The sequence below is a fragment of the uncultured Shimia sp. genome, assembly GCF_947493595.1.
In the GTDB taxonomy this organism is placed as follows: domain Bacteria; phylum Pseudomonadota; class Alphaproteobacteria; order Rhodobacterales; family Rhodobacteraceae; genus Shimia.
This window is the reverse complement of sequence record NZ_CANLRL010000001.1, coordinates 524,120-546,217: the sequence shown is the minus strand read 5'-3', so window position 1 is coordinate 546,217 and position 22,098 is coordinate 524,120. Positions and strand designations below refer to the sequence as shown.

Here is a 22,098-nt window from a genome sequence, read left to right as displayed (position 1 = left end):
TGTGAGGGGCTGGCCCCTCACCTCTTAATCGCTGCGGACATCACCCGTCTTGCATCACCCGCTGACGCTGTTTGCCCAGACCCGCGATGCTCAACTCCATAACGTCCCCCGCTTGCAAATAGCGCGGCGGCTTGAACCCCATGCCCACACCGGGCGGCGTGCCGGTGGCAATCACATCACCCGGATGCAGCGTCATCATTTCGCTGAGATAAGAGATGATTTCCGCTACCCCAAACACCATCGACGCGGTCGAGCCGGTCTGCACCCGCTCCCCATTGAGGTCCAGCGTCAATGCAAGGTTCTGCACATCCGCCACCTCATCCGGCGTCACCAACCACGGGCCCAGCGGCCCAAAGCTGTCGCAGCTTTTGCCTTTGGTCCACTGCCCGCCACGCTCGATCTGAAGGCTGCGCTCGGACACGTCGTTGGCAATGGTGTAGCCCGCCACATGGCTCAGCGCGTCTTCCTTGGATACATATTTGGCCGCCTTGCCAATCACCACGGCCAGCTCCACCTCCCAGTCGCCTTTCTCGGACCCGCGCGGTAGGATCACCGGATCATCCGGGCCCACAATGGCGCTGGTGGCTTTCATAAACAGGATCGGCTCTTTGGGAATGTCCATGCCAGCCTCTTCGGCGTGGTCGGAATAGTTCAGACCAATACACAGGTATTTGCCCACCTGCCCCACCGGTGCGCCCAACCGCAGATCGCCTTCCGCCAAAGGCAGGCTTTCCGGATCGACCTCCGGCAGGTCCGCCAGCACGTCACCGGCCAAATCCGTCACCACACCGGACAAATCCCGCACCTGACCTGCCTTATCCAACACACCCGGCTTTTCCGCCCCACGTTCGCCATACCGCACAAACCGCATTTCAATTCTCCGTCTTTAACTTGCCGCCATGCTCCCGCGCCGCGCAAAGGAGTGCAACCCCCTCTTGAACCTCCCGCCCCGCTCTGCCTATCTGATCCACAACAGTTTTCTGAACAAAGGCCGCTTCCATGCTGAACCTTCCCTTCCCCGTCCGCGATGCAAACCCCTCCTCCGGCGCAAACGAATTTGGCGACCTACCCGAATGGGACCTGAGCGATCTCTACACCGGCGACGACGCGCCCGAACTGACCGCCGACCTGGAATGGCTCGAAGGCGAATGTGCCGCCTTTGCCGCTGACTACGAGGGCAAGCTGGCCGATCTGTCCGCTGCCGACCTGCTGACCTGTGTGCAACGCAACGAGAAGATCAGTCAGGTGTCCGGCCGCATCATGTCCTACGCCGGTCTGCGCTACTACCAGCTGACCACGGACGCTGAGCGCGCTCAGTTCATGGCCAACATGCAGGAAAAGCTGACAAACTTCTCCACGCCGCTGGTGTTCTTCACTTTGGAACTCAACCGTATCGAAGACGACAAGCTCTCCGCCGCCTTTGCAGAAAACGCCGAACTGGCGCGTTATGAGCCGGTCTTCCGCCGCATCCGCGCAATGAAGCCGCACCAGCTGTCGGACGAGCTTGAAAAATTTCTGCACGATCTTGGCGTGGTGGGCGACGCATGGGAGCGCCTGTTTGACGAAACCATCGCGGGCCTGACCTTCAACGTGAACGGCGAAGAACTGAACATCGAAGGCACACTGAACTTTCTGACCGACCCGGACCGCGAAAAACGTGCGGCGGCGGCGCGGGAATTGGCCGAAGTCTTTGCCGAAAACATCAAAATTTTCGCGCGGGTGCACAACACCGCCGCCAAGGAAAAAGAAGTTGTGGACCGCTGGCGCAACATGCCCACGGCGCAAACTGGCCGTCACCTCTCCAACGATGTGGAACCGGAAGTGGTCGAGGCCCTACGCGACGCGGTTGTCGCCGCCTACCCCAAACTCAGCCACCGCTACTATGAGCTGAAGCGCAAATGGCTTGGTCTGGATGTGATGCAGGTCTGGGACCGCAACGCACCGCTGCCCATGGAAGACCCAACCACCGTGAATTGGGACACCGCCCAGAAAACCGTGATGGACGCCTACAACGCCTTTGACCCACGCATGGGCGAATTGGCCGAGCCGTTCTTTAGCAAAGGTTGGATCGATGCGGGTGTGAAACCGGGCAAAGCGCCGGGTGCCTTTGCCCACCCAACCGTGACCAACGTGCACCCCTATGTGATGCTGAATTACCTCGGCAAGCCGCGTGACGTGATGACTTTGGCACACGAACTGGGCCACGGCGTGCACCAAGTGCTGGCCGCAGACCAAGGCGAGATGTTGTCTTCCACTCCGCTGACTCTGGCGGAAACTGCTTCCGTATTTGGCGAGATGCTCACCTTCCGCGCCATGCTGGACAAAGCCGAAACCCAGGAGCAGCGCAAAATCCTGCTCGCGGGCAAGGTTGAGGACATGATCAACACCGTGGTGCGCCAAATCGCGTTCTACGACTTTGAGTGCAAACTGCACGCCGCCCGTCGTGAAAGCGAGCTGACACCAGAAGACATCAACGCCCTGTGGATGTCAGTTCAGGCCGAAAGCCTTGGTGAGGCCTTTGAGTATATGGATGGCTATGAGACCTTCTGGGCCTACATCCCGCACTTCGTACATTCGCCGTTCTACGTCTATGCTTATGCCTTTGGCGACGGCCTCGTAAACGCGCTCTATGCGGTTTATGCCGAGGGCGACGAAGGCTTTGAGGACAAATACTTCGAGATGCTCAAAGCGGGTGGTTCCAAGCACCACTCAGAGCTTCTCGCACCCTTTGGCCTGGACGCCTCTGATCCGAAGTTCTGGGACAAAGGCCTGAGCATGATTTCGTCGATGATCGACGAGCTTGAGGCGATGGAATAACGCCTCAAGCCGAATTGCGTATGATGAAGGGCCGGAGCAAATTCTCCGGCCCTTTTTTCTTAGGCAGCCGCAGCAGCTTTGCCCCAGCTTTTGATGTGTTCTTCTACAGTGGACAGGGTGACACCAAAGGTCTCCTCAATCTGCCGCGTATCAATGCACATGTCGTCATCGCCCATTTTGGCCAAGGCGCCGTACATGTCGGTCAGCATGTGCCCCATGCCCGGATTGCCAAAGGCGTCTGCCACCTGCGCCCCCAATTCTGCCGGAGACTGAGGCGCAAAAGACACCGGACGATCCACCCAGCCAGACAACAATTCCGCCAATTGCCCACCTGTCAGCGGCGCTGGCGTGCCAATTTCAAAGTGTTGCCCGGCCAGATCTGGACGGGTCAATGCCGCCACTGCCACACGCGCTTGGTCAAAATGCGACGTCCAGGTGACCTTCATTGTGTCTGGTAGCGGTGGATAGTTCAAAACACCTTCGGATTTCAGCTGCGGTGTCAGGAACCCGGGCAGCAGGTTTTCCAGATAAATGGTCGGCTGCAACACAATCGAGGGAATACCGCTGTTCAATACCGCCATCATGCCACCCGTTGTGGCGTCGATCATCATCGAGGACGGGTAACGCGCTCCGGACGTGCCTCCGGTGGTGAAGACAAGCAACGGCAATCCCACTTGATGAGCGGCAGTGAAAAAACGCGGGCATCCAAGTTTGCGGGTCTTCAGGTGTGGCTGGCGCAGGCAGATGCAGAAACGCGGCATCAACCCCGTCTAATGCGCGTGCAATGGCGTCGACATCCTCCAAAGTGGCCGCAAAGGCATGGGCTTCACTGTGCATTTCGGAAATCTTGGCAACGTCACGCGCAACAGCGCGCACAGTCAATCCTTTGGCAAGCGCTTCCTGCACAACGGGGGGGCCTTGCGCACCGGTGGCGCCAAAAATTGCAACGGTCTGGTTCATAGTGGTTCTCCGTGATACGGTGGTTACTGTTGAGAACCACACTTAAGAGACTTGGTTTGAGCGCAAAAGAAGGCACTAATTCATTGGATAGGCACACAGAAGTAACCCCCTCCGACATTCAGGAGATGAATGACGGTGTGGATACATGGGTGGCAAATGACTTCAGCGGCACCTGCCCCGTGCGTGATGTTCTGGATCGGGTTGGCGACAAATGGAGCGTGTTGGTGGTGCTGCGATTGGGGCGCGGGCCAGAACGGTTCCGTGCGCTCCTGCGCGCCGTGGCGGGCATTTCCCAACGCATGTTGACGGTTACCCTACGTGGGCTGGAGCGCGATGGCCTTGTGCACCGCGAGGTCTTTGACACCAGACCACCCTCCGTGGAGTACAGCCTCACCCCTTTGGGTCATTCGCTGTTGGGCCACATCACAGGCCTGGCCAACTGGGCTGTGGAGCACGAGGCAGACATTGCACAGGCGCAGGCAGTATATTCCCAAAAATATGACTGACCGCCGTCACCCAGCCCGCACTTGTTATCTGAATTGAACGTGACCATGTGTTCTACCACTCAGAGATGAGAAAGGGAGGAATGTAGCGTGACCGAGACAGGACTAGACCCCAATCGCGTGCGGCGCGTGCGCCGCATCATCATCGTCTACCCCTTTGCGCTGATTACGGCGGCCATCATTCTGAACCTGCTGATTGGCGTCATGTCTGCGGTGCCAGCTGTGCCCACCAAGCCCATCCTGATTGCCTTCACCATCAGCGGACTGCTGTTGCTGGCCAACCATGTCTGGCTGATGACCAGCACCGAACTTACCCGCCTCAAATATGGTTTGCAGGCCACGCCGGAAGAATGGGCCAAAGCAGGTAAAGTTGAAACCGAGGCAGACCCAACGGGTGTGCGCGAAGTAAAACGTCACCACGACGCCCACAACAACGCCTCCGAAAACACGCTCTATTTTGTTGTCCTTGCGCCGGCGATGATGCTGATTTCACCCACAGAAAGCCTAGCCTTCATCTGGATGGTTGGATTTGCTTTGGGCCGCCTTGGCCACGCCTATGCCTATCTGAGTGGCAAAGACGGCCTGCGTGGCATCTTTATGAGCGTCAGCCTGATGTCTTTGTTTGGCATGGCGAGCTATGTGGCGCTTGCTTTGTTGACATAAGGCTCAAAACACCCCCATCACCAGCCCTGCCCCCAGCGCCGCGCCAAGCTCTGCGCAGCGCGCCAAATCCGCCGCGCCAATCTCTTTCTCCGCCAGAATGTCCTCCTGTGTCTGCGCATGAGTGCACATTATCAACGGTGGCTGCACTTCTTTGAGCCGCCACCCTGTCGCAATCCGTGCCAACTGCCGCGCAGCACCTTCACCATCTGATCCGGCACAGATCATCTGCGCATAAGGCCGCCCCTCGATCTGCCCCAAAACAGGATAAAAACAGCGGTCAAAGAACTCCTTCATCGCACCTGACAGCGCGGCAAGGTTCTCCGGTCCGCAGAACAAATAGCCGTCCGCGGACAGAACATCCGTTGGCTGCGCATCTTCAGCACGCAACAACCGCGCCTCTCCCTCAGCCTGCGCCGCCGCAAAGGCCGCCTCCGCCATTTGCTGACTGCCCCCTGTACGGGAGTGATAGACAATCAAAACCTGCGCCATATCCGCCCCTCGGCCGTTGTATCACCGCCACCATAGCCGCGCATCGGCACCCGAAACAATCACACTCAACGATTGAAGCACGCCACTGCCTGTTCTACGCTTCCCCCCAACGTTTTGCGTTGATCCTGCGCGTTTTAATCCCAAGGGAGACCCACTATGAAAGCCGTCTTTGCCGCTGCAGCTCTTGTATTGAGCACCGCGCCTTTGGCCTCTGCGCAATCCATCCTCGGCACCTGGACATGTGTGCGCAGCACGGCGGACAATGATGCGGTGTCCAACGTCACATTCTCGGAAAATGGCCGCCTGGACGTGTTGGTGAACATCGATTTCCTAGGGCTAGATCAAAAGGTCTCCGCCCAAGCCCGCTACCGCTCTGATTTCCAACTGACCAACGGCATGCTCAGCGACACACCTGTCTCCGCCTACGTCAGCAAACTAACAATCGACGGCCAAGACGCCCGCCGCAGCGAGCATGCCGAAACCCTGCGCCAAGCTTTGCTTGAGGACAGCAATGCCAGCGCCAAGGTCACCTTCACCTTCACCTCTGAAAACTACATGATCCTCTCGGCCGACAAGGCGCCGATCAACTGCGTGCGCATGTAAGCCCACGCAGCCAAAAGATTACTTCATCAGATCGCCAACAATGCCCACCGCATCAACCACGGTGGACAGGTCGTCAGAGACCTCCAAAATCTCATTATCCACACGGATGTAGCGATTGCCCTTGCCCGGAGCCTTCAGGTTCCAGTTGTCCAAATCGCCAATGTCGTCCCACTTCAAATCGGTCGGCAGCTTGGCACCACGGGTGTAGCGCTTCACCTGCCCCGGAGGAATGACCTTTCCGTTGCCATTACCCTTGCCTGGCTTATCGATCTTCACTTTTTTGCTGTTGCCTTGACCACCTTTGTCTTTTGCCAAAGCTCCATCCGCCACAAACAGCCCCACAGACAATGCCAGTGTTGCCGCCAAAACGCTTTTGAAAATCATCTTTCGTCCTCTCAACAGGGTACAATGTTCAACACTGTGCCATGGGGCTCACCAACCTCAAAGCACCATTTGAGATGGCTGCGATATTCCGCTCTCGTCACGTCAGGCTTTGACAAATGCGTTCCCGCCCCTAGGCTGCGGCCAAACACACGCTTTGGGGGAGAGAGCATGCGCACGTTGGGCAAATGGCTGGGACGCTTGTTATTGGTTGTTGTGGTGGCAGTGGCTGCCTTTCTAATCGTGGCGCCAGGCCACGTGGAGAAATCGCGCAACACCGTAAAGGACCACGCGCCTTATGAGGTCAGCGCCGCCGCCAAAGACTTACACGCCAACCTCTCCGTAGGCGACTGGCATGCCGACACGTTGTTGTGGAAGCGTGACCCGCTGGAACTGGCCAATCGCGGCCAAGTTGACCTGCCCCGCCTGATCGAAGGCAACGTCGCCGTGCAAGTCTTCACCGCTGTGACCAAATCCCCGGCGGGTCAGAACTACGACAGCAACTCCGCCGATGCCCGCGACAACATCACATTGCTGGCCGTGGGCCAGATGTGGCCACCCCGCACCTGGGACAGCATCTTTGAGCGCGCGGTGTATCAGGCCGAACGCCTGCATGACGCAGAGGAGCGCTCTGACGGCCGGCTGCGCATCGTACGCACCAAAGCTGAACTGGACGCCGTTCTGGCCGACCGTGCCGCTGGCAAAACCGTGGTTGCCGGTATGTTAGGCATCGAAGGCGCCCACCCGCTAGAGGGCAACCTCGACAACCTGCAAAAATTACAAGACGTCGGCTACCGCGTGATTGGCCTGCAGCACTTCTTTGACAACGCACTTGGTGGCTCGCTGCATGGCATTGGCAACAAAGGCCTGACCGACTTTGGCCGCGAGGTGGTGAATGCCGTGGAGGCGCGCAATCTGGTGATCGATGTGGCCCACTCCAGTCCACAAGTGGCGCGTGACGTGATCGAAATGACAGATATGCCGATGATCGTCAGCCACACTGGCATCTACGGCAACTGCCCAGTGAAGCGGAACTATGAAGACGCGCTGATGCAGGCGATTGTGCAAAACGGCATGGACCAAGGCGGCGGCGTGGTGGGCATCGGCTATTGGGCGGATGTGACCTGTGACGACAGCCCGGCGGGCGTGGCCAAAACCGTGAAAGCGGCGGTGGACCTGCTGGGTGAAAACCACGTGTCCTTGGGGTCGGATTTTGACGGCTCCGTGGGCACGGCGTTTGACACGTCTGAGCTGGCAGCCCTGACCCAAGCGTTGATGGACGCGGGATTGAGCGAAGTGCAGATCCGCAAAGTCATGGGCGAAAACATGCTGCGGGTGCTGCGGGCACGGTTGGAGTGAGCTAAAAAAACAGGCGTTTCCAATCTTTCATTTGGGAGCGCCGGTATTCCTTGGTGCGGACAGCATGGACATAAGCATCAGGTTCGACAACCTAAGCTTCCTAAGTTTTCTCAAGCTGGTATGTAGAACAAAAGCTGATTTACAAATCCTGATATCGATGGCTTCAATATATTCCGCTGCACGAAATGCAAATATCAAAGACTTGGCCCGAATGGCCGAGCTCCCTTGTCGTCCCGGCCTTTCGTCAACGGGTCCGAGATCACTGGCTTTCTGTCACCCTAAACACAGTTACGAAACGCTAGAAGCTCACTTTTCTGTTTTTCCGCAAGGTATTTTCGTATCTGAAAACGAAGGGGGTATAATTAGTTGTGCATGTGCAGTTCGAGTAGAGAAAGAAGCAATTGAATTACCAACTGCGTGGTTCGATGGCATGGAAAAAGGAACACCATTAAGTCATCACGAACAGGGAACATGGCTGTACGTCAGTCGCTTGGCATACACGGCAGGTCCCGGGCATGCGAGCCTCAGCCAAGAACTGGCCCCGTTGCTTACCGCACTTCAACAACTGGCTGTCAAACAGCAATTGTCGGGAGTGACAATCGCTGCTCGCTTCCCCGGTTTCAGAGACCGATCTGGTACCACATCGTTCCAACGTTCTTGCATCGATGATCCCCGCCATCAGGTACGCTCCGGGCGCCATCCGATTGGGGTTGCCCACAAAACAGGATTTCGACACGGAACAGCGCTTCCTAATTACCTTGGAGATGACCAACACTTCTCGTTGATGGTCTGGAACCGGAATGCATCGTAAATTGTTTTTTTGGCGCGGTTCGTCCAAAAGCGGCATTCAATCTGCAACACAGCAACCTTCAAGCATACCTCGCTGCAGACATTAAAAAGGCGGCCCAAAGGCCGCCTTCTTCGTCTCTCTCAACAGCCAGTTTAGCCGTCGAAATCAACCTGCTCGGTGATTTTCAGCGCTTGGGAGCGGTGACCAGCAAGGGTCATCAGGTTCACGTCGTCTGCGGTGAACTCACCCCAACCAGACACCAGAGCGTCGGCTTCGGTGCCCGGTGCAATTGGGTACTCAAAGTTGGCTTTGGCGTAAATTTCCTGCGCTTTTGGCGAGGCCAGGAATTCCATCATTTTGATGGCGTTCTCTTTGTTGGGTGCGGATTTGGTCAGCGCCACACCAGACACGTTCACGTGGGTGCCTGCGTTTTCAAAGGTTGGGAACACGATGCGTACGCTGTCGGCCCATTCTTTCTGCTCGTCGTCAGACAGCATTTTGCCCATGTAATAGGTGTTGCCCACGGAGATGTCACATTCGCCAGCCCAGATCGCTTTCACCTGCGCGCGGTCGTTGCCCTGTGGCTTGCGTGCGAGGTTGGCTTTCACGCCTTCCAGCCAGGTCTTGGCACCTTCTTCACCGTGATGCTCGATCACTGCGGAGGTCAGCGCAACGTTATAGGCGTTGGTGCCGGAACGGGTGCAGATGCGGCCCTTCCACTTTGGGTCTGCCAGATCTTCGTAGGTGGTGACTTCGCCGTCTGCCACGCGGTCTTTGGAGGCATATACGATACGGGCACGAGTGGTCAGGCCAAACCAGTGGTTCTCTGGGTCACGGTACTGTGCAGGCACGTTTTCGTTGATGCTTTCGCTCACAACCGGCTGGGTCAGGCCCGCGTTCACAACACCGGCCAGACGGGAGATATCCACGGTCAGAACCATATCCGCAGGAGAGCGGTCGCCCTCAGCTTCCAGACGCTCGATCATGCCTTTTTTCAGGTAAGCCACGTTCACTTTGATGCCGGTTTCGGCGGTGAATGCATCGGTCAGCGGCTTGATCAGCTCAGGCTGGCGATAGGAGTATACGTTGACTTCTTCAGCCAGAACTGGCGCGGCAACGGCTGCAGCGGCTGTAAAGAAGATCGACGTGGAAAGAAATTTGGTCATGTCATCACTCACGGTGGAACGGTTTCGATGACGCCGCTTTAATCCGAGTTTTTTAATCAGGTCAATACCTGAATGATTTATTCAGGATTAATTTTGCGTGCTTTTTCTTCTGCCTTCACCTCGTCCCAGAGCGCATCCATCTCCGCAAGGTCGCTCTCCTGCGGGGTCTTCCCGCGGGCTTTGAGCTTGGCCTCAACCCCCTCAAACCGCCTGACAAACTTGGCATTTGTGGCCCGCAGCGCCGCCTCCGGTTCGATCTTCAGATGCCGCGCCAAATTGGCGATCACAAACAGCATGTCGCCAAACTCTTCCTCAACCTCTGCCTGCGTCAGCTTGTCTCGGGCCTCTGCCAGCTCGCCTGCCTCCTCAACAATCTTGTCCACCACTTGCGAAATATCAGGCCAGTCAAACCCAACCCGCGCCGCACGGTTCTGCAGTTTCACCGCACGCAGCAAAGCTGGTAGCCCAAGCGCCACACCATCAAGCGTGCCTTGCTGCGCCTTCCCTGCCCGCTCTGCCGCCTTCACGGCTTCCCAATCACGGGTTTGCTGCTCTGCGGATTTGTCCCGGCTCTCGTCGCCAAACACATGCGGATGGCGCGCAACCATCTTGTCCGACATTGTGTCCGCCACCTCATCAAAGGTGAACAACCCCCGCTCCGTCGCCATCTGCGCATGAAACACCGACTGGAACAGCAAATCGCCCAACTCGCCCTTCAACTCGTCCCAAGCCTCACGCTCAATCGCATCCGCCACTTCGTAAGCTTCCTCGATGGTATATGGTGCGATGGTTGCGAAATCCTGCTCAATATCCCAGGGACAGCCCGTCTCCGGATCGCGCAGCCGCCGCATAATTTCCAAAAGACGCGGCAATCCGCCGTTGGGATTGAGAATAAGGGGATCTTCGGCCATTGCGTCGCGCTCCGGAATTTGCTTTTGATGTTAACTGAACGACCATTCAGAGAAGGTGTCCACCCATGCCTGTTGTAAACCGTATTGCCGATTTTTCCGACGAAATGAAGGGCTGGCGTCGCCACCTGCACGCGCACCCGGAGCTGGCCTTTGATTGCCACAACACCGCCGCCTTTGTGGTTGAGCGTCTGAAAGAGTTTGGCGTTGATGAAATCCACGAAGGCATTGCGACCTCCGGCGTGGTTGCGATCATCAACGGTCAGGGCGACGGCCCCACCATGGGCCTGCGCGCCGACATGGACGCCCTGCCAATGGATGAGATCACCGGTCTGGACCATGCCAGCACTGTGGACGGCAAAATGCACGCCTGCGGGCATGACGGCCACACCACCATGCTGCTTGGCGCTGCCAAATACCTCGCAGAAACCCGCAAGTTCTCCGGTCGCGTGGCGCTGTTCTTCCAGCCTGCCGAAGAAGACGGCGGCGGTGCCGGTGTGATGGTCGAAGAAGGCGCGATGGAGCGCTTTGACGTGAAAGACATCTACGCCATCCACAACGTGCCCGGCCTGCCGCTGGGTGAGTTTCACACCACGCCCGGCCCGATCATGGCGGCTGTGGACAGCTTTACCATCAAGCTGCAAGGCAAAGGCGGCCACGGCGCCTACCCGCAAGACACCGTCGACCCGGTTGTCGCTGCCGTGGCCATGGTCAACGCCATCCAAACCATCGTCAGCCGCAACCATGACACCCGCAACGAATGTGTTGTCTCTGTCACCCAGATCCACGCCGGGTCTGCCGACAACGTAATCCCCGACGGCGGCTTCATCAACGGCACCATCCGCACCTTTGACAAAGAGGTGCAGGCCATGATCCACCGCCGTTTGGCCGAGATCACCACAGGCACAGCCGCGGCCTATGGGCTTGAGGCCGTGCTGGACATCGACGTGGGCTACCCCGCCACCGTGAACCACGAGACACAAACCGCCTTTGCCGCTGACGTGGCGCGTGACATTGCCGGCGACGTGGCGGTGAACGCAGATCAAGGTATGGAAATGGGCGCAGAAGACTTCTCCTACATGTTGGAGGCGCGCCCCGGTGCTTACCTGTTCCTGGGTGCTGGCGAAGGCGCTGGCCTGCACCACCCAGCATTTGATTTTAACGACGACATCTCCCCAATCGGTGCCTCTTTCTTTGCCCGTCTGGTGGAAACAGCGCAGCCGCTGTAAGCAATTTGCAGGTGATCTTGCCACAAGATCGCCCGCATATCGTCTTCAGGCTTGACCTTTCTGTGGGATTTGCGAAATTTGATCAAATTCTACAGGAAGGAACACGCCCGTGGCTCTGGAAGACGCAAAAAACCAAGTTGATATGGCCTTCACCCGCGACAACCCGCGCGGCCTGAGCTTTGAAAACACCTTTGGCGGGGCGACCTCCTTTTTGCGCCGCCGCTATTCCAAAGACCTGACCGGCGTCGACATTGCCGTGACCGGCATCCCCTTTGATCAGGCCGTGACCAACCGCCCCGGCACCCGCCTTGGCCCCCGCGCCATCCGCGAAGCCAGCGCCATTCAGGCCTTTGATCCGCCTTATGGCTGGGGCTACGATCCGATGAGCGAGCTCAACATCGTGGATTATGGCGATGTGGCTTTTGACTATGCTCGCGTGGCCGACTTTCCTGAGGCGCTGACCAACCACATTCGCGGTATTCTCGCAGGCGGCGCGGCCAGCATATCTTTGGGTGGCGACCACTACATCACCTACCCCATCCTCAAAGCCTATGCCGAGAAATTTGGTCCGCTGAGCCTGTTGCAATTTGACGCCCATACCGACACCTGGGCCGATGACGAGCCCAACCGCATTGATCACGGCACAATGTTCTACAAGGCCGTCAAAGACGGTCTGATCGACCCCAAACGCTCGGTGCAGGTTGGCATCCGCACGGAAAATCCGGACACATTGGGCTTCAACATCATCGACGCGCGCGAAGTGCATGAGACTGGCCCCGTGGCCGTGGCACAGAAAATCCGCGACATTTTGGGCGACCACCCCACCTATCTGACTTTTGATATCGACGGTCTGGACCCGGCCTTTGCGCCCGGCACCGGCACACCGGTCTGGGGAGGTCTGACCAGCGGACAGGCCAGCATCATCCTGCGCGACATCGCTGGTATCAACCTTGTCGGCGGCGACGTGGTCGAGGTTTCTCCCCCATTTGACACCACCGGCGCCACCGCCGTCGCAGGGGCGCATATCGCTTTGGAGCTGATCTGCCTCTGGGGATGGACGCGGCGTTAGAACGCACCCCTCTGGAAACCAACACAAACGCCGCTTAGGTTGCAGGAATCAGGTAATCTACTCGGCCTGCCCAAGCGTATGATCTCTAAAATGGGGGCGCAGCGCTTCGGCCTGTGAGTGTGAGGTGCAAAAAATGACGTTTCTCTGGTTAATTCTTGTGCTGGCTGTTGGCTTTGCCGGGTATGTACGCGTTGCACCAAGCGATCCGGTAAAATGGCACAAAGAACCGAAGGTCGACCATAACAGCGACAACGAAAACTCCGTGCGGCGGCTGGTGATGTCTGGCCGCGACGGCTTGGCCCGTTTCCACCAAGTCGCCATGGGCACCCCACGCACCACGGTGCTTGCTGGCTCAGTTGAAGATGGCATGGTCACCTATGTGACCCGCTCCAAACTTATGGCCTACCCGGACTACACCACCGCTTATCAGGACGGTGACATGCTCAAAATCTACGGTCGCTCAAGATTTGGACGCAAGGATTTTGGCGTGAATGCCAACCGGGTCGAGACTTGGATCGACGCTCTGTAACGGCGCGTCCAGACTTGAACTCAGACATCCGGGCGAGATCTCCCGCCACATCGGCACGTTCAGAGACATCTGACACTGCGCCATGAACATGCGCCCATCGACCTGCAAACAGATGGTCTCGCCAACTTCAATGCGCTGGCCTTGCTTGTCGGTGCAATAACAATCCACCGGCACGCCATTCATCATCCCGTCAGCCGTCGCTGAAGAGGCCATCAAAGCAAATATCACGGTCAGGTGTCGCATAAGCCAAGTATAGCGCAAACCACGCTCTTGACCAAACCCGCGTATTGTCTCACTTAGCAGCATGGTACCAATAGAACGACTGCAACAGATCACCCAACGTTTTGAGTTCCTTGAGGCGCAAATGGCCGAAGGCAGCGGCGACATCGCCGCGCTCGCCAAAGAGTATTCCGATCTCAAGCCGGTGGTGAAACAGGTTCAGGCCTACCAAAAGCTTCTCAGCGACATCGAAGAAGCCGAGGAAATGCTGTCTGACCCAGACATGAAAGATCTGGCCGAAGAAGAACTGCCGGAGCTGCGCGCCGCCCTGCCCGAAGCGGAGCACGCTTTGCAGCTGTCGCTTTTGCCCAAAGACGAAGCTGACGCCCGCCCCGCCATTCTGGAAATCCGCCCTGGCACCGGAGGCGACGAAGCCGCTCTGTTTGCTGGCGATCTGCTGCGCATGTACCAACGCTACGCCGAAAACCGCGGCTGGAAACTCGACATTCTCGAAGAAAACGCCACCGAGCTTGGCGGCATCAAAGAGGTTGTCGCGCACATCAAAGGCGAAAACGTCTTTGCCCGGATGAAATACGAATCCGGCGTGCACCGTGTGCAGCGCGTGCCCACCACAGAAAGCGGCGGGCGCATTCACACCTCTGCCGCCACCGTGGCCGTGCTGCCCGAAGCCGAAGACGTGGACGTAAAAATCGACGCCGGTGACATCCGCATCGACACCATGCGCGCTTCAGGCTCGGGCGGTCAGCACGTCAACACCACAGATTCCGCCGTGCGCATCACCCACCTGCCCACCGGCATCATTGTGGTCAGCTCGGAAAAATCCCAACACCGCAACCGCGAGATTGCCATGCAGGTATTAAAAACCCGCCTGTTTGATCTGGAACGCCAGCGTATCGATGACGAACGCGCAGCAGACCGTGCCGGCCAAGTGGGCTCTGGGGACCGCTCTGAACGCATCCGCACTTACAACTTCCCGCAAGGCCGCATGAGCGATCACCGTATCAACCTGACGCTTTATAAACTTGATCAAATCATGCAGGGCGATCTGGACGAAACCATCGACGCCTTGACCGCGGATGCACAGGCCACGGCGCTGGCGGAGATGAACGGGTGAACGGCACCATTGCCGCGTTGGTAAAACGCGCCGTTGAAGTCTTGCAAGACATCCCGGTCAACGACCCGGTGAAAGAAGCCCGCCTTCTGGTCAGCCATGCAACTGGCATTCGCCCCGACCGGCTAACACTGGAGTTGCGCGAAGATGCCTCTGCGGAACAGGCCGCCGCGCTGGAAGCTCTGCTCACGCGCCGCCAAGCCCGCGAGCCTGTGTCCCACATGCTTGGCAAACGCGCGTTCTACAATCACGACTTCATTGTCACCGCTGACACGCTTGATCCCCGTCCCGAGACCGAAACCTTGGTCGCCAACGCACTGGGCGCGCGCTTCGCGACAGTGCTCGACATGGGCACCGGCACCGGTGCAATCATCCTGTCTCTGTTGGCCGAATCTCCGAACGCAAAAGGCATTGCAACCGACCTCTCCCCTGCTGCCATAAAAGTTGCGGCGCAAAACGCCGAAGCCCTAAAGGTGGCGGACCAGCTCACTCTGCTGGAAAGCGACTGGTACGCCGCAGTGGACGGCACCTTCGACCTGATCGTCTCCAACCCGCCCTACATTGCGCTTGACGAAATGCCGTCGCTCGCCCCGGAACTTTCCTACGAGCCACGCATGGCCCTCACCGACGAGGCCGATGGCCTCACCGCCTATCGTAAGATCACAGCCGGTGCGCCCGCACACCTCAACCCAGACGGTTGGCTGATGGTGGAAATTGGCTGGACACAGGGACCGGACGTGGCTGCGCTCTTCACCGAAGCGGGCTTGCAAAATGTCGCCATCAAGCCCGATCTGGACGGGCGTGACCGCGTGGTGATCGGTCAAAAGGCCTAAAACCCACGCAAATTTTCCTTTTTGCAAGCTTTGGCACGATAAAAGCACTTGTGCGAACGTCCAAGGCGCAATATCAAGTTCCTGTCCTATTGGTGGATGCCCGTTTTGCGGGCGGTCCCGATTGGACATCAAGCCACAAATTGTCGCCCCCGGAATACTGATCGCAAGAGGCGTGAAACGGGATGAGCGATTGCCATTGACCAAGGCTGGATTACAAAAAAAATGAGATCTTCGAAGTCACGTTCGCGGAACAAGTCAAACCGCAACCGTCCCTCCGGCAACATCGTCAACCGTGTGTTTGACAGTTCTGGCCCGGAAGGCAAAGTGCGCGGCACGCCCCAACAGGTGATCGACAAATACAACCAGCTTGCGCGCGATAGCCAGCTGGGCAATGACCGCGTCGCCACAGAAAACTTCCAGCAACACGCCGAACATTATCAGCGGATGCTCAACGAGGCGCAGCGCGAGCAAGAAGCGCGCCGCGAGGAACAAGACCGCCAGAACCGCGAACGCCAAGCCGAGCGGGACCGCGAACGCCGCGAGCGCATGGAGCGTCAAGAACGCGAAGGCAACGGTGGCGGCAACCGCGACAAGGCCCCTGCCCCCCAAGACGCAGCGCCTGCACCGGTGGACCCTTCAGAAGCCGATCAGCCTGATCTGATTGTGGACGTGGCTGAAAGCAATCTGGTGGTGGACACCCCGGAGGCCGAAGCGCCCGCACCTAAAAAAGCCCCACGCAAACGCGCGCCGCGCAAAAAGCCTGAGGAGAAAGCTGACGCGCCTGCGGAAAAGACCGAGAAAAAGCCGCGTCGTGCGCCAAAGAAAGCTGAAGCCCCGGCAGAGCCCGCTGCTGCCCCGGCTGAAGACAGCAAAGCCGCCGAATAACCGGCCGCCTGCACGTCAAACAAAAAAACCCCTCGCAGGTCCAACCTGCGAGGGGTTTTCTTTTGGGACGGCAGTCCGGCTATCCTGCCGCTAAAACCTGATCCATCATCATCTGCGTGCCACGGGCCTGCTCAAGCGGCCAGGCATAGGTTTTCCCTGCACGGATCGCGCGACCAAAGGCCTCCACCTGTTGCACGTATTGGTTCACCACCGGAAACCGCTCAATGCGCACGGTTTGATCCGGCATCGACAAATGCAATTCTGCCTGATCAAACTTGCCCGCATTAAACGGACAGGTCAGCGTCATCAGACCTTTCTCACCATGAAAATGCATCTCTTGCCGTGGCGCTGCGCGGATCGACGTGTAAGCCTGATAGGTGAACCCCTCAAAGGCAAAGCCCATGTCGGCAAACGTATCCACGCCGTGTTCCCACTGCACTCGCGCGTAATCCAGTTTCAAAGGCTCCTGCCCGGTGACAAACCGCGCGCCCCCCATGACATAAACCCCAATATCCCGCAGCCCGCCACCGCCGGACGCCGCCTGATTGCGAATGTTTCCGCAGTCGTCGTTGAAAAACGAAAATGCCCCGTTCACATGCACAAGCTTGCCAATTGTGCCGTCCGCCAGCAGGGCCTTGGCCCGCTGCCATTGCGGGTGATGCACAATCATATAAGCCTCCGCCGCCAAAAGCCCGGCCGCATCCCGGGCGGCAATCAACTGGTCAATCTCGGCCACATCCATGCCCACAGGTTTCTCGATCAGCACAGGCTTGCCCGCCTCAAGCGCCTTGATCCCCCATTTCACATGCAAATGGTTGGGCAATGGGATGTAAACCGCGTCGATCTCGGGATCACTCAGCAGATCCTCATAGCTTTGATGATGGCGCACCCCAGGCGCAAAGGCGGCAAACCCGGCCACTTTCTCCGCGCTGGAGGACGCCACCGCCGCGAGTTCTGCGCCATGCGCCGCGTGGATCGCTGGTCCCATTGTGGTCTTGGCAAAATTGGCGGCTCCGAGGATGCCCCAACGGACTGGTGAGGTGGTCATGATAGCGCTCCCATTTGATGCGCCTACCCTAGCCAATGCTGACCGCCAGACAAGCAAAAGCCTCCGCCGGATCACGCCGGCGGAGGCTTCAATTTCATCTTGCAAGCTTAGTGTGCCGCAAGCATTCCGCGTGTCGCTGCCAATTCGCGCATGCGTTTCTGCAGCTTTTCAAAGGCACGCACCTCAATTTGACGGATGCGCTCACGGCTGACGTCGTACTGACCGCTCAGATCTTCCAGCGTGACCGCCTTCTCCGCCAACCGGCGCTGGGTCAGGATGTCCTTTTCCCGGTCATTCAGCACGTCCATCGCCTCGGTCAAAAGCTCACGACGGGCGTCCAGCTCATCCTTGGCCTCATAGTCTGCGGCTTGGTTGGCGGTTTCATCCTCCAGCCAATCCTGCCACTCCATGGTGCCTTCACCTTCGGTGCCAACCTGCGCGTTCAGCGAAGCATCCCCGCCAGACATGCGCCGGTTCATCGAGATCACCTCGTCCTCGGTCACGCCAAGGTCGGTGGCAATGCGCTGCACGTTTTCTGGGCGCAGATCACCATCTTCCAGCGCGCCAATACGGGCCTTGGCCTTGCGCAGGTTGAAGAACAGTTTCTTTTGCGCCGAAGTGGTGCCAAGCTTCACCATGGACCAGCTGCGCAGCACATATTCCTGAATGCTCGCGCGGATCCACCACATGGCATAGGTTGCCAGACGGAAGCCTTTTTCCGGGTCAAACTTCTTCACCGCCTGCATCAGACCTACGTTGGCCTCAGAAATCACCTCCGCCTGTGGCAGGCCGTATCCGCGGTAGCCCATAGCAATCTTGGCCGCGAGACGCAGGTGAGACGTGACCATTTTGTGGGCAGAATCCGCGTCCTGCTCTTCTACCCAGCGTTTGGCCAGCATGTACTCTTCTTCGGGCTCAAGCAGCGGGAATTTGCGAATTTCCTGAAGATACCGGTTGAGACCACCTTCTGGTGTGGGTGCCGGCAGATTTTTGTAATTGCTCATGGCGAATGCCTCCCTTGTCTGTCTTACGCTGATTGTCTTGGGCGTATGTTTATGTCGTTAACATCAATGTAGGACGCTAACAGAGGGTTTCAACCAGCACGCGCAAATTTCTGACTTCTAGAGTAAGGTTTTTTGCCACTGCATTCTATGGAAGTCGCTTGATTTCACGCGCATGTGCGTTTTGTTGCAGGCGTAAAACCGCCGGTCACACCCCGCCCAAATCGGCAATCAACTGCGCCATATCCTCTGGCAAAGGCGCTTCAAACCGCAAATCCTCGCCGGTGACGGGATGCTCAAAGCCCAACACAGCCGCGTGCAGCGCTTGCCGTGCAAAGGACTTAGCTGCCGCCACCCCCTTGGGTCCAATCGCCTTCTCCGCCAGCTTGCGCCGTCCGCCGTAGACTGGATCACCAATCAATCCGTGGCCCGCATGGGTCATATGCACACGAATTTGGTGGGTACGGCCCGTTTCCAACCAGCACTCCACCAGACAGGCCACCGCCGGATCACCAAGTGGCTGCACGATCCGGACCCGCGTGACCGCATGTCTCCCGCCTTCAAACAACACCGCCTGACGCTGACGGTCGGTCTTGTGCCGTGCCAAATGAGTGGTGACTTTCATGATGTTGCCAGGTTCAAAATTCACCCCACGCACGCCGCGCAGCCGTGGGTCATTGGCATCCGGCACGCCGTAACAGACCGCGCGATAATAGCGCTCCACCGTGTGGGCCTCAAACTGCGCCGCTAAGCCTTGGTGCGCTGCATCGGTCTTGGCCACAACCAACAAGCCGCTGGTCTCTTTGTCGATCCGGTGCACAATGCCGGGCCGTTTCATGCCGCCCACGCCAGACAGCGTGTCACCACAATGGTGCAACAATGCATTCACCAAGGTGCCATTTGGCGTGCCTGGCGCGGGATGCACCACCATGCCCGCCGGTTTGTTGATCACAATCAGATCGTCATCTTCCCAAATCACATCCAGCGGAATGTCTTCCGGCCCAATGTGGCTGTCTTCGGCAACCGGCACAGAGATTACCACCGACTCGCCCCCCGCGACCTTATGTTTCGGATCATCCACGACAACGCCATCCAACATGACGCTGCCCCCCGCAATCAGCTTGGCCAACCGCGTGCGGCTCAGGCTCGCTTCCACTGGCACATCGCGCGAAAGCGCCTTATCAAGGCGCTTGGGCGGATTGTCCGCAATTACAAATTCAACAAGGGCCTCTGCCATGGATGAGTCTCCGGAACCAATTGAACCCGCCAATCTGCGCTTCCTGCGCTATTTGGTCACCGGGATGATGGTGGTGATGGTTGTCGGGCTTGTAACCTTGGTTGTCCTGCTTGTCATGCGCTTCCGTGACGATGGCCCAATCTTGCCAGAAAACCTGACTTTGCAAGACGGTGTAGCAGCCCAAGCCGTGACCATGGGCGACGGCTGGGTGGCAATTGTCACCACAGACAACCGCATCCTGATCCACGACCGCATCACCGGTGCGGTGCGGCAAGAAGTAGTGTTGTCACCCGGTGCATTTGGCGCCTCGGCGGGCGACTAAAGCGGAGCTTTGCCACTGGCCGCCTCACCGAAGCAAAATTGGAGACAGTGACGCATCCTCAAGGGCATTAGCCTCAATTTGGAAACAAACCGCGCAGGTGGATCCACGTTTCCAGAGACACGTCTCACCAACAGCTGGTGGCTGCCTATCAAAAGCGACCGCTCTTAGATGGCTATTTGGCACGGTTGACGCGTTAACAAATCGTGATTCCGTTAATGTCTCCGCGTCACATGTGACACTAGCCGGAGCATTCACCCCTTATTTTCTTCGCAATTTCGTACCTTTATGTGGATTTGATTGAATTTGTCTCAAATTCAAAATTCTCGTTAGAGTGGTTTCAGTCAGCAAAAGGAACTGAGCCATGTCGCACCGAGACCTCGAAATCGACGATGTCTTTGCCGCAGCCAGCGGCACATCACAACCGTCACCTCTCACCGAAGAGATGACCATCTACCTCGCGACATTGCTCAACAACAACAACAGCTCAACCAACGCGGCCAAAGGTTTCCTCAACCAACCAAACAGCAGCCACCTCGGCGTGCCCGCCGGCTACTCCTACCTCTTCCAACTCGCCGGTCATGATCTGGTGTTCAGCTCTCTGGCACCGCGCGCCTTTGACGACATTGGCGGACGGTCCAGAAACCTACGTCAGGAAAAGCTTGCACTGGAAACCCTGTTTGGCGGTGGCCCGATTGTCTGTCCGCATGCTTTTGACATGAACCACACGGACGGCACCCACCAGCTCCGACTTGGTAAGTTCCGCCCGGCAGGCCGCATGTCGGATGATCGCCTGCCTCCCGCTGCCGACCTGCCTCGCAACCGCTACAACGCGGACACCCCGGGCTCTGATGGTCCCTTTACAGACGTGCTGATCCCGGACTCGCGCAATGACGACAACAACATCCTGGCACAGCTCACCGCCTTCTTCCACGCGGTCTACAACACGCTTGTGGCACAAACTGCAACCACGCCCATGCCCGGCACCCAAGACCCAATTCCGCCGCATCACCGCTCTCGCGTGGCCCGCCTCGCCACTGCGCGCCTTTATCGCCGTATCCTGCGCCATGACCTGCTCCCACGCATCATGCCTGCCGACGTGCTGGCGTTATTTGACAGCACTCCATCGCTGAAACCTCTGGGGCGCAACGCCGCCGAGACCAACGACCTCTTTGCTTACGGCATCGCTCGCATGGCCCACAGCATGGTGCGCCCGCAATACATGTTGAACAATGGCGTGGACGATCATGACCTCGGCGAGGTCGATTTGCGCAAGATCATCAATCACTCCTCCCTTCATGAACCCGGGATGGTGCCCACCCCAATTGACTGGAAAATTGACTGGAACCTATTCTTCACCGCACCCGGCGCGCCTTTGGCAGACAACTTCAACTGGGCGATCCGCTTTGGTCCGCACTCAGCAGATGGCATGACCTTGCCCACCGCAGGAAAACCCACCAAAGCCACCTACCCGGCTGGCACCGCCATGCGTGATCTTGTGCGCGAAAAGTGGATTGGTCTGGGCCGCGTACAGGACCTGATCCAATCCGCTGCCGCCGCACTCACCGCACAAGGCATCGCCACGCCATTTGATGCCGCCACCCACTATGACCGCATTGCCGACGCTGGCATGGCCGCGCTCGAAGCCGCCGTGCGCCCAGGCCACAAACCGCCACTGTCCGATGCCGACAAAGCCGTCATCACCGCCAATCTGCCGCTTGTGACCTTCCTCGCATTAGAGGCGCAGATCGACGGCGGCAACGGCGCGACCTATGGCCCACTTGGAGGCCTGATCCTCGGAGTGGCATTTCAACCCGTGTTTGCCGACGACACGCCAACAGACACGGACCAACAAATCGCAATGGCGCTTGAACATGCCGCCTATGGCACCGCCCCGATCCGCGACATGCCAACGCTGATCGCAGCCACAGAGATCACCTGACCACCACTGTCTCAAC

Annotated in this window: 24 protein-coding genes and 1 pseudogene; 14 read left to right on the top strand and 11 right to left on the bottom strand. The window is 58.1% G+C overall.

Features of this window, described 5'->3' with window-relative positions; genetic code table 11:
- Positions 1-40 precede the first annotated feature (40 nt).
- On the bottom strand, positions 41-871 hold the full coding sequence (locus Q0955_RS02770; protein ID WP_299419587.1) for a fumarylacetoacetate hydrolase family protein: 831 nt from the start codon (positions 869-871) through the stop codon (positions 41-43).
- A gap of 128 nt (positions 872-999) precedes the next feature.
- On the opposite strand from Q0955_RS02770, the gene Q0955_RS02765 reads away from it, so the two are divergent.
- Entirely contained in the window at positions 1,000-2,817 is a 1,818-nt protein-coding gene (locus Q0955_RS02765) for a M3 family oligoendopeptidase (protein WP_299419584.1), read from the top strand.
- Between the two features lie 59 nt (positions 2,818-2,876).
- On the opposite strand, the gene Q0955_RS02760 is transcribed toward Q0955_RS02765, so the two are convergent.
- Positions 2,877-3,491 carry a hypothetical protein gene (locus Q0955_RS02760; RefSeq protein ID WP_299419582.1) on the bottom strand — a complete coding sequence of 205 codons (615 nt, stop codon included), beginning with the start codon at positions 3,489-3,491 and terminating at the stop codon, positions 2,877-2,879.
- 55 nt (positions 3,492-3,546) lie between these two features.
- A pseudogene (locus Q0955_RS20860) lies at positions 3,547-3,777 on the bottom strand (NAD(P)H-binding protein); the annotation flags it as partial.
- A gap of 125 nt (positions 3,778-3,902) precedes the next feature.
- Here Q0955_RS20860 and Q0955_RS02755 point away from each other — a divergent pair.
- A complete protein-coding gene (locus tag Q0955_RS02755; RefSeq protein ID WP_299419580.1) occupies positions 3,903-4,283 on the top strand; it encodes a helix-turn-helix domain-containing protein in 381 nt (126 codons plus the stop codon).
- A gap of 87 nt (positions 4,284-4,370) precedes the next feature.
- Positions 4,371-4,943, top strand: coding sequence for an MAPEG family protein (locus tag Q0955_RS02750; protein WP_299419577.1), 573 nt, complete (start codon positions 4,371-4,373; stop codon positions 4,941-4,943).
- Positions 4,944-4,946: 3 nt separating this feature from the next.
- Here the strand turns inward: Q0955_RS02750 and Q0955_RS02745 are convergent, their stop codons facing one another.
- The gene (locus Q0955_RS02745; RefSeq protein WP_299419575.1) at positions 4,947-5,432 is read right to left on the bottom strand and encodes an NAD(P)H-dependent oxidoreductase; all 486 of its coding nucleotides are present in this window, start codon (positions 5,430-5,432) and stop codon (positions 4,947-4,949) included.
- 156 nt (positions 5,433-5,588) lie between these two features.
- On the opposite strand from Q0955_RS02745, the gene Q0955_RS02740 reads away from it, so the two are divergent.
- Complete coding sequence (locus tag Q0955_RS02740; RefSeq protein ID WP_299419573.1) at positions 5,589-6,035, top strand: hypothetical protein; 447 nt, start codon at positions 5,589-5,591, stop codon at positions 6,033-6,035.
- Positions 6,036-6,053: 18 nt separating this feature from the next.
- Here the strand turns inward: Q0955_RS02740 and Q0955_RS02735 are convergent, their stop codons facing one another.
- Complete coding sequence (locus Q0955_RS02735; RefSeq protein ID WP_299419570.1) at positions 6,054-6,419, bottom strand: hypothetical protein; 366 nt, start codon at positions 6,417-6,419, stop codon at positions 6,054-6,056.
- 168 nt (positions 6,420-6,587) lie between these two features.
- On the opposite strand from Q0955_RS02735, the gene Q0955_RS02730 reads away from it, so the two are divergent.
- Both Q0955_RS02730 and Q0955_RS02725 read left to right on the top strand, forming a co-directional pair.
- Entirely contained in the window at positions 6,588-7,775 is a 1,188-nt protein-coding gene (locus tag Q0955_RS02730; RefSeq protein ID WP_299419567.1) for a membrane dipeptidase, read from the top strand.
- Between the two features lie 64 nt (positions 7,776-7,839).
- The gene (locus tag Q0955_RS02725; RefSeq protein ID WP_299419564.1) at positions 7,840-8,586 is read left to right on the top strand and encodes a hypothetical protein; all 747 of its coding nucleotides are present in this window, start codon (positions 7,840-7,842) and stop codon (positions 8,584-8,586) included.
- A gap of 131 nt (positions 8,587-8,717) precedes the next feature.
- On the opposite strand, the gene Q0955_RS02720 is transcribed toward Q0955_RS02725, so the two are convergent.
- Both Q0955_RS02720 and mazG read right to left on the bottom strand, forming a co-directional pair.
- On the bottom strand, positions 8,718-9,731 hold the full coding sequence (locus tag Q0955_RS02720; protein WP_299419563.1) for a Fe(3+) ABC transporter substrate-binding protein: 1,014 nt from the start codon (positions 9,729-9,731) through the stop codon (positions 8,718-8,720).
- A gap of 77 nt (positions 9,732-9,808) precedes the next feature.
- Positions 9,809-10,642 carry a nucleoside triphosphate pyrophosphohydrolase gene (mazG, locus tag Q0955_RS02715; protein WP_299419560.1) on the bottom strand — a complete coding sequence of 278 codons (834 nt, stop codon included), beginning with the start codon at positions 10,640-10,642 and terminating at the stop codon, positions 9,809-9,811.
- A 65-nt stretch (positions 10,643-10,707) separates the two neighbouring features.
- Here mazG and Q0955_RS02710 point away from each other — a divergent pair, with 65 nt between their 5' ends.
- The 3 genes from Q0955_RS02710 to Q0955_RS02700 all read left to right on the top strand — a co-directional run bounded on the left by Q0955_RS02710 (position 10,708) and on the right by Q0955_RS02700 (position 13,466).
- Positions 10,708-11,868, top strand: a complete 1,161-nt coding sequence (locus Q0955_RS02710) for a M20 aminoacylase family protein (RefSeq protein WP_299419557.1) — start codon at positions 10,708-10,710, stop codon at positions 11,866-11,868.
- Between the two features lie 109 nt (positions 11,869-11,977).
- A complete protein-coding gene (gene speB / locus Q0955_RS02705) occupies positions 11,978-12,937 on the top strand; it encodes an agmatinase (RefSeq protein ID WP_299419554.1) in 960 nt (319 codons plus the stop codon).
- Between the two features lie 133 nt (positions 12,938-13,070).
- Positions 13,071-13,466, top strand: a complete 396-nt coding sequence (locus Q0955_RS02700; RefSeq protein ID WP_299419551.1) for a DUF1499 domain-containing protein — start codon at positions 13,071-13,073, stop codon at positions 13,464-13,466.
- Here the strand turns inward: Q0955_RS02700 and Q0955_RS02695 are convergent.
- Positions 13,398-13,679: a hypothetical protein gene (locus Q0955_RS02695; protein WP_299421022.1), complete on the bottom strand. Its 282-nt coding sequence runs from the start codon at positions 13,677-13,679 to the stop codon at positions 13,398-13,400. The genes Q0955_RS02700 and Q0955_RS02695 overlap by 69 nt on opposite strands.
- 91 nt (positions 13,680-13,770) lie before the next feature.
- On the opposite strand from Q0955_RS02695, the gene prfA reads away from it, so the two are divergent.
- The 3 genes from prfA to Q0955_RS02680 all read left to right on the top strand — a co-directional run bounded on the left by prfA (position 13,771) and on the right by Q0955_RS02680 (position 16,535).
- Positions 13,771-14,820 carry a peptide chain release factor 1 gene (gene prfA, locus Q0955_RS02690; RefSeq protein ID WP_299419549.1) on the top strand — a complete coding sequence of 350 codons (1,050 nt, stop codon included), beginning with the start codon at positions 13,771-13,773 and terminating at the stop codon, positions 14,818-14,820.
- Positions 14,817-15,650 (top strand): peptide chain release factor N(5)-glutamine methyltransferase, encoded by an 834-nt coding sequence (prmC, locus tag Q0955_RS02685; RefSeq protein WP_299419546.1) that lies wholly within the window; start codon positions 14,817-14,819, stop codon positions 15,648-15,650. Before prfA ends, prmC begins: the two co-directional genes overlap by 4 nt.
- 222 nt (positions 15,651-15,872) lie before the next feature.
- Complete coding sequence (locus tag Q0955_RS02680) at positions 15,873-16,535, top strand: DUF4167 domain-containing protein (protein ID WP_299419543.1); 663 nt, start codon at positions 15,873-15,875, stop codon at positions 16,533-16,535.
- 79 nt (positions 16,536-16,614) lie between these two features.
- Here the strand turns inward: Q0955_RS02680 and Q0955_RS02675 are convergent, their stop codons facing one another.
- From Q0955_RS02675 to Q0955_RS02665, 3 genes are all read right to left on the bottom strand, one after another.
- Positions 16,615-17,583 (bottom strand): Gfo/Idh/MocA family oxidoreductase, encoded by a 969-nt coding sequence (locus Q0955_RS02675; protein WP_299419541.1) that lies wholly within the window; start codon positions 17,581-17,583, stop codon positions 16,615-16,617.
- Positions 17,584-17,690: 107 nt separating this feature from the next.
- Positions 17,691-18,587 (bottom strand): RNA polymerase sigma factor RpoH, encoded by an 897-nt coding sequence (rpoH, locus tag Q0955_RS02670; RefSeq protein WP_299419538.1) that lies wholly within the window; start codon positions 18,585-18,587, stop codon positions 17,691-17,693.
- 205 nt (positions 18,588-18,792) lie between these two features.
- Entirely contained in the window at positions 18,793-19,821 is a 1,029-nt protein-coding gene (locus tag Q0955_RS02665) for an RluA family pseudouridine synthase (protein WP_299419535.1), read from the bottom strand.
- Between Q0955_RS02665 and Q0955_RS02660 the strand changes: the two genes are divergently transcribed.
- Positions 19,820-20,143, top strand: coding sequence for a DUF6476 family protein (locus Q0955_RS02660; protein ID WP_299419532.1), 324 nt, complete (start codon positions 19,820-19,822; stop codon positions 20,141-20,143). The two genes, Q0955_RS02665 and Q0955_RS02660, sit on opposite strands and share 2 nt — an antisense overlap.
- Positions 20,144-20,504: 361 nt before the next feature.
- Positions 20,505-22,082: a hypothetical protein gene (locus Q0955_RS02655; protein ID WP_299419529.1), complete on the top strand. Its 1,578-nt coding sequence runs from the start codon at positions 20,505-20,507 to the stop codon at positions 22,080-22,082.
- The last annotated feature ends 16 nt before the right edge of the window (positions 22,083-22,098 follow it).

Bases quoted from the DNA above. Each gene is read 5' to 3' on its own strand.
- prfA (WP_299419549.1), top strand. From the start codon at position 13,771: ATGGTACCAATAGAACGACTGCAACAGATCACCCAACGTTTTGAGTTC.
- Q0955_RS02755 (WP_299419580.1), top strand. From the start codon at position 3,903: ATGAATGACGGTGTGGATACATGGGTGGCAAATGACTTCAGCGGCACC.
- Q0955_RS02770 (WP_299419587.1), bottom strand. From the start codon at position 871: ATGCGGTTTGTGCGGTATGGCGAACGTGGGGCGGAAAAGCCGGGTGTG.
- mazG (WP_299419560.1), bottom strand. From the start codon at position 10,642: ATGGCCGAAGATCCCCTTATTCTCAATCCCAACGGCGGATTGCCGCGT.
- Q0955_RS02655 (WP_299419529.1), top strand. From the start codon at position 20,505: ATGTCGCACCGAGACCTCGAAATCGACGATGTCTTTGCCGCAGCCAGC.
- Q0955_RS02765 (WP_299419584.1), top strand. From the start codon at position 1,000: ATGCTGAACCTTCCCTTCCCCGTCCGCGATGCAAACCCCTCCTCCGGC.
- Q0955_RS02660 (WP_299419532.1), top strand. From the start codon at position 19,820: ATGGATGAGTCTCCGGAACCAATTGAACCCGCCAATCTGCGCTTCCTG.
- Q0955_RS02720 (WP_299419563.1), bottom strand. From the start codon at position 9,731: ATGACCAAATTTCTTTCCACGTCGATCTTCTTTACAGCCGCTGCAGCC.
- Q0955_RS02695 (WP_299421022.1), bottom strand. From the start codon at position 13,679: ATGGCCTCTTCAGCGACGGCTGACGGGATGATGAATGGCGTGCCGGTG.
- Q0955_RS02740 (WP_299419573.1), top strand. From the start codon at position 5,589: ATGAAAGCCGTCTTTGCCGCTGCAGCTCTTGTATTGAGCACCGCGCCT.
- Q0955_RS02680 (WP_299419543.1), top strand. From the start codon at position 15,873: ATGAGATCTTCGAAGTCACGTTCGCGGAACAAGTCAAACCGCAACCGT.
- Q0955_RS02745 (WP_299419575.1), bottom strand. From the start codon at position 5,432: ATGGCGCAGGTTTTGATTGTCTATCACTCCCGTACAGGGGGCAGTCAG.
- rpoH (WP_299419538.1), bottom strand. From the start codon at position 18,587: ATGAGCAATTACAAAAATCTGCCGGCACCCACACCAGAAGGTGGTCTC.
- Q0955_RS02735 (WP_299419570.1), bottom strand. From the start codon at position 6,419: ATGATTTTCAAAAGCGTTTTGGCGGCAACACTGGCATTGTCTGTGGGG.
- Q0955_RS02710 (WP_299419557.1), top strand. From the start codon at position 10,708: ATGCCTGTTGTAAACCGTATTGCCGATTTTTCCGACGAAATGAAGGGC.
- Q0955_RS02730 (WP_299419567.1), top strand. From the start codon at position 6,588: ATGCGCACGTTGGGCAAATGGCTGGGACGCTTGTTATTGGTTGTTGTG.
- Q0955_RS02665 (WP_299419535.1), bottom strand. From the start codon at position 19,821: ATGGCAGAGGCCCTTGTTGAATTTGTAATTGCGGACAATCCGCCCAAG.
- Q0955_RS02725 (WP_299419564.1), top strand. From the start codon at position 7,840: ATGGACATAAGCATCAGGTTCGACAACCTAAGCTTCCTAAGTTTTCTC.
- Q0955_RS02675 (WP_299419541.1), bottom strand. From the start codon at position 17,583: ATGACCACCTCACCAGTCCGTTGGGGCATCCTCGGAGCCGCCAATTTT.
- Q0955_RS02700 (WP_299419551.1), top strand. From the start codon at position 13,071: ATGACGTTTCTCTGGTTAATTCTTGTGCTGGCTGTTGGCTTTGCCGGG.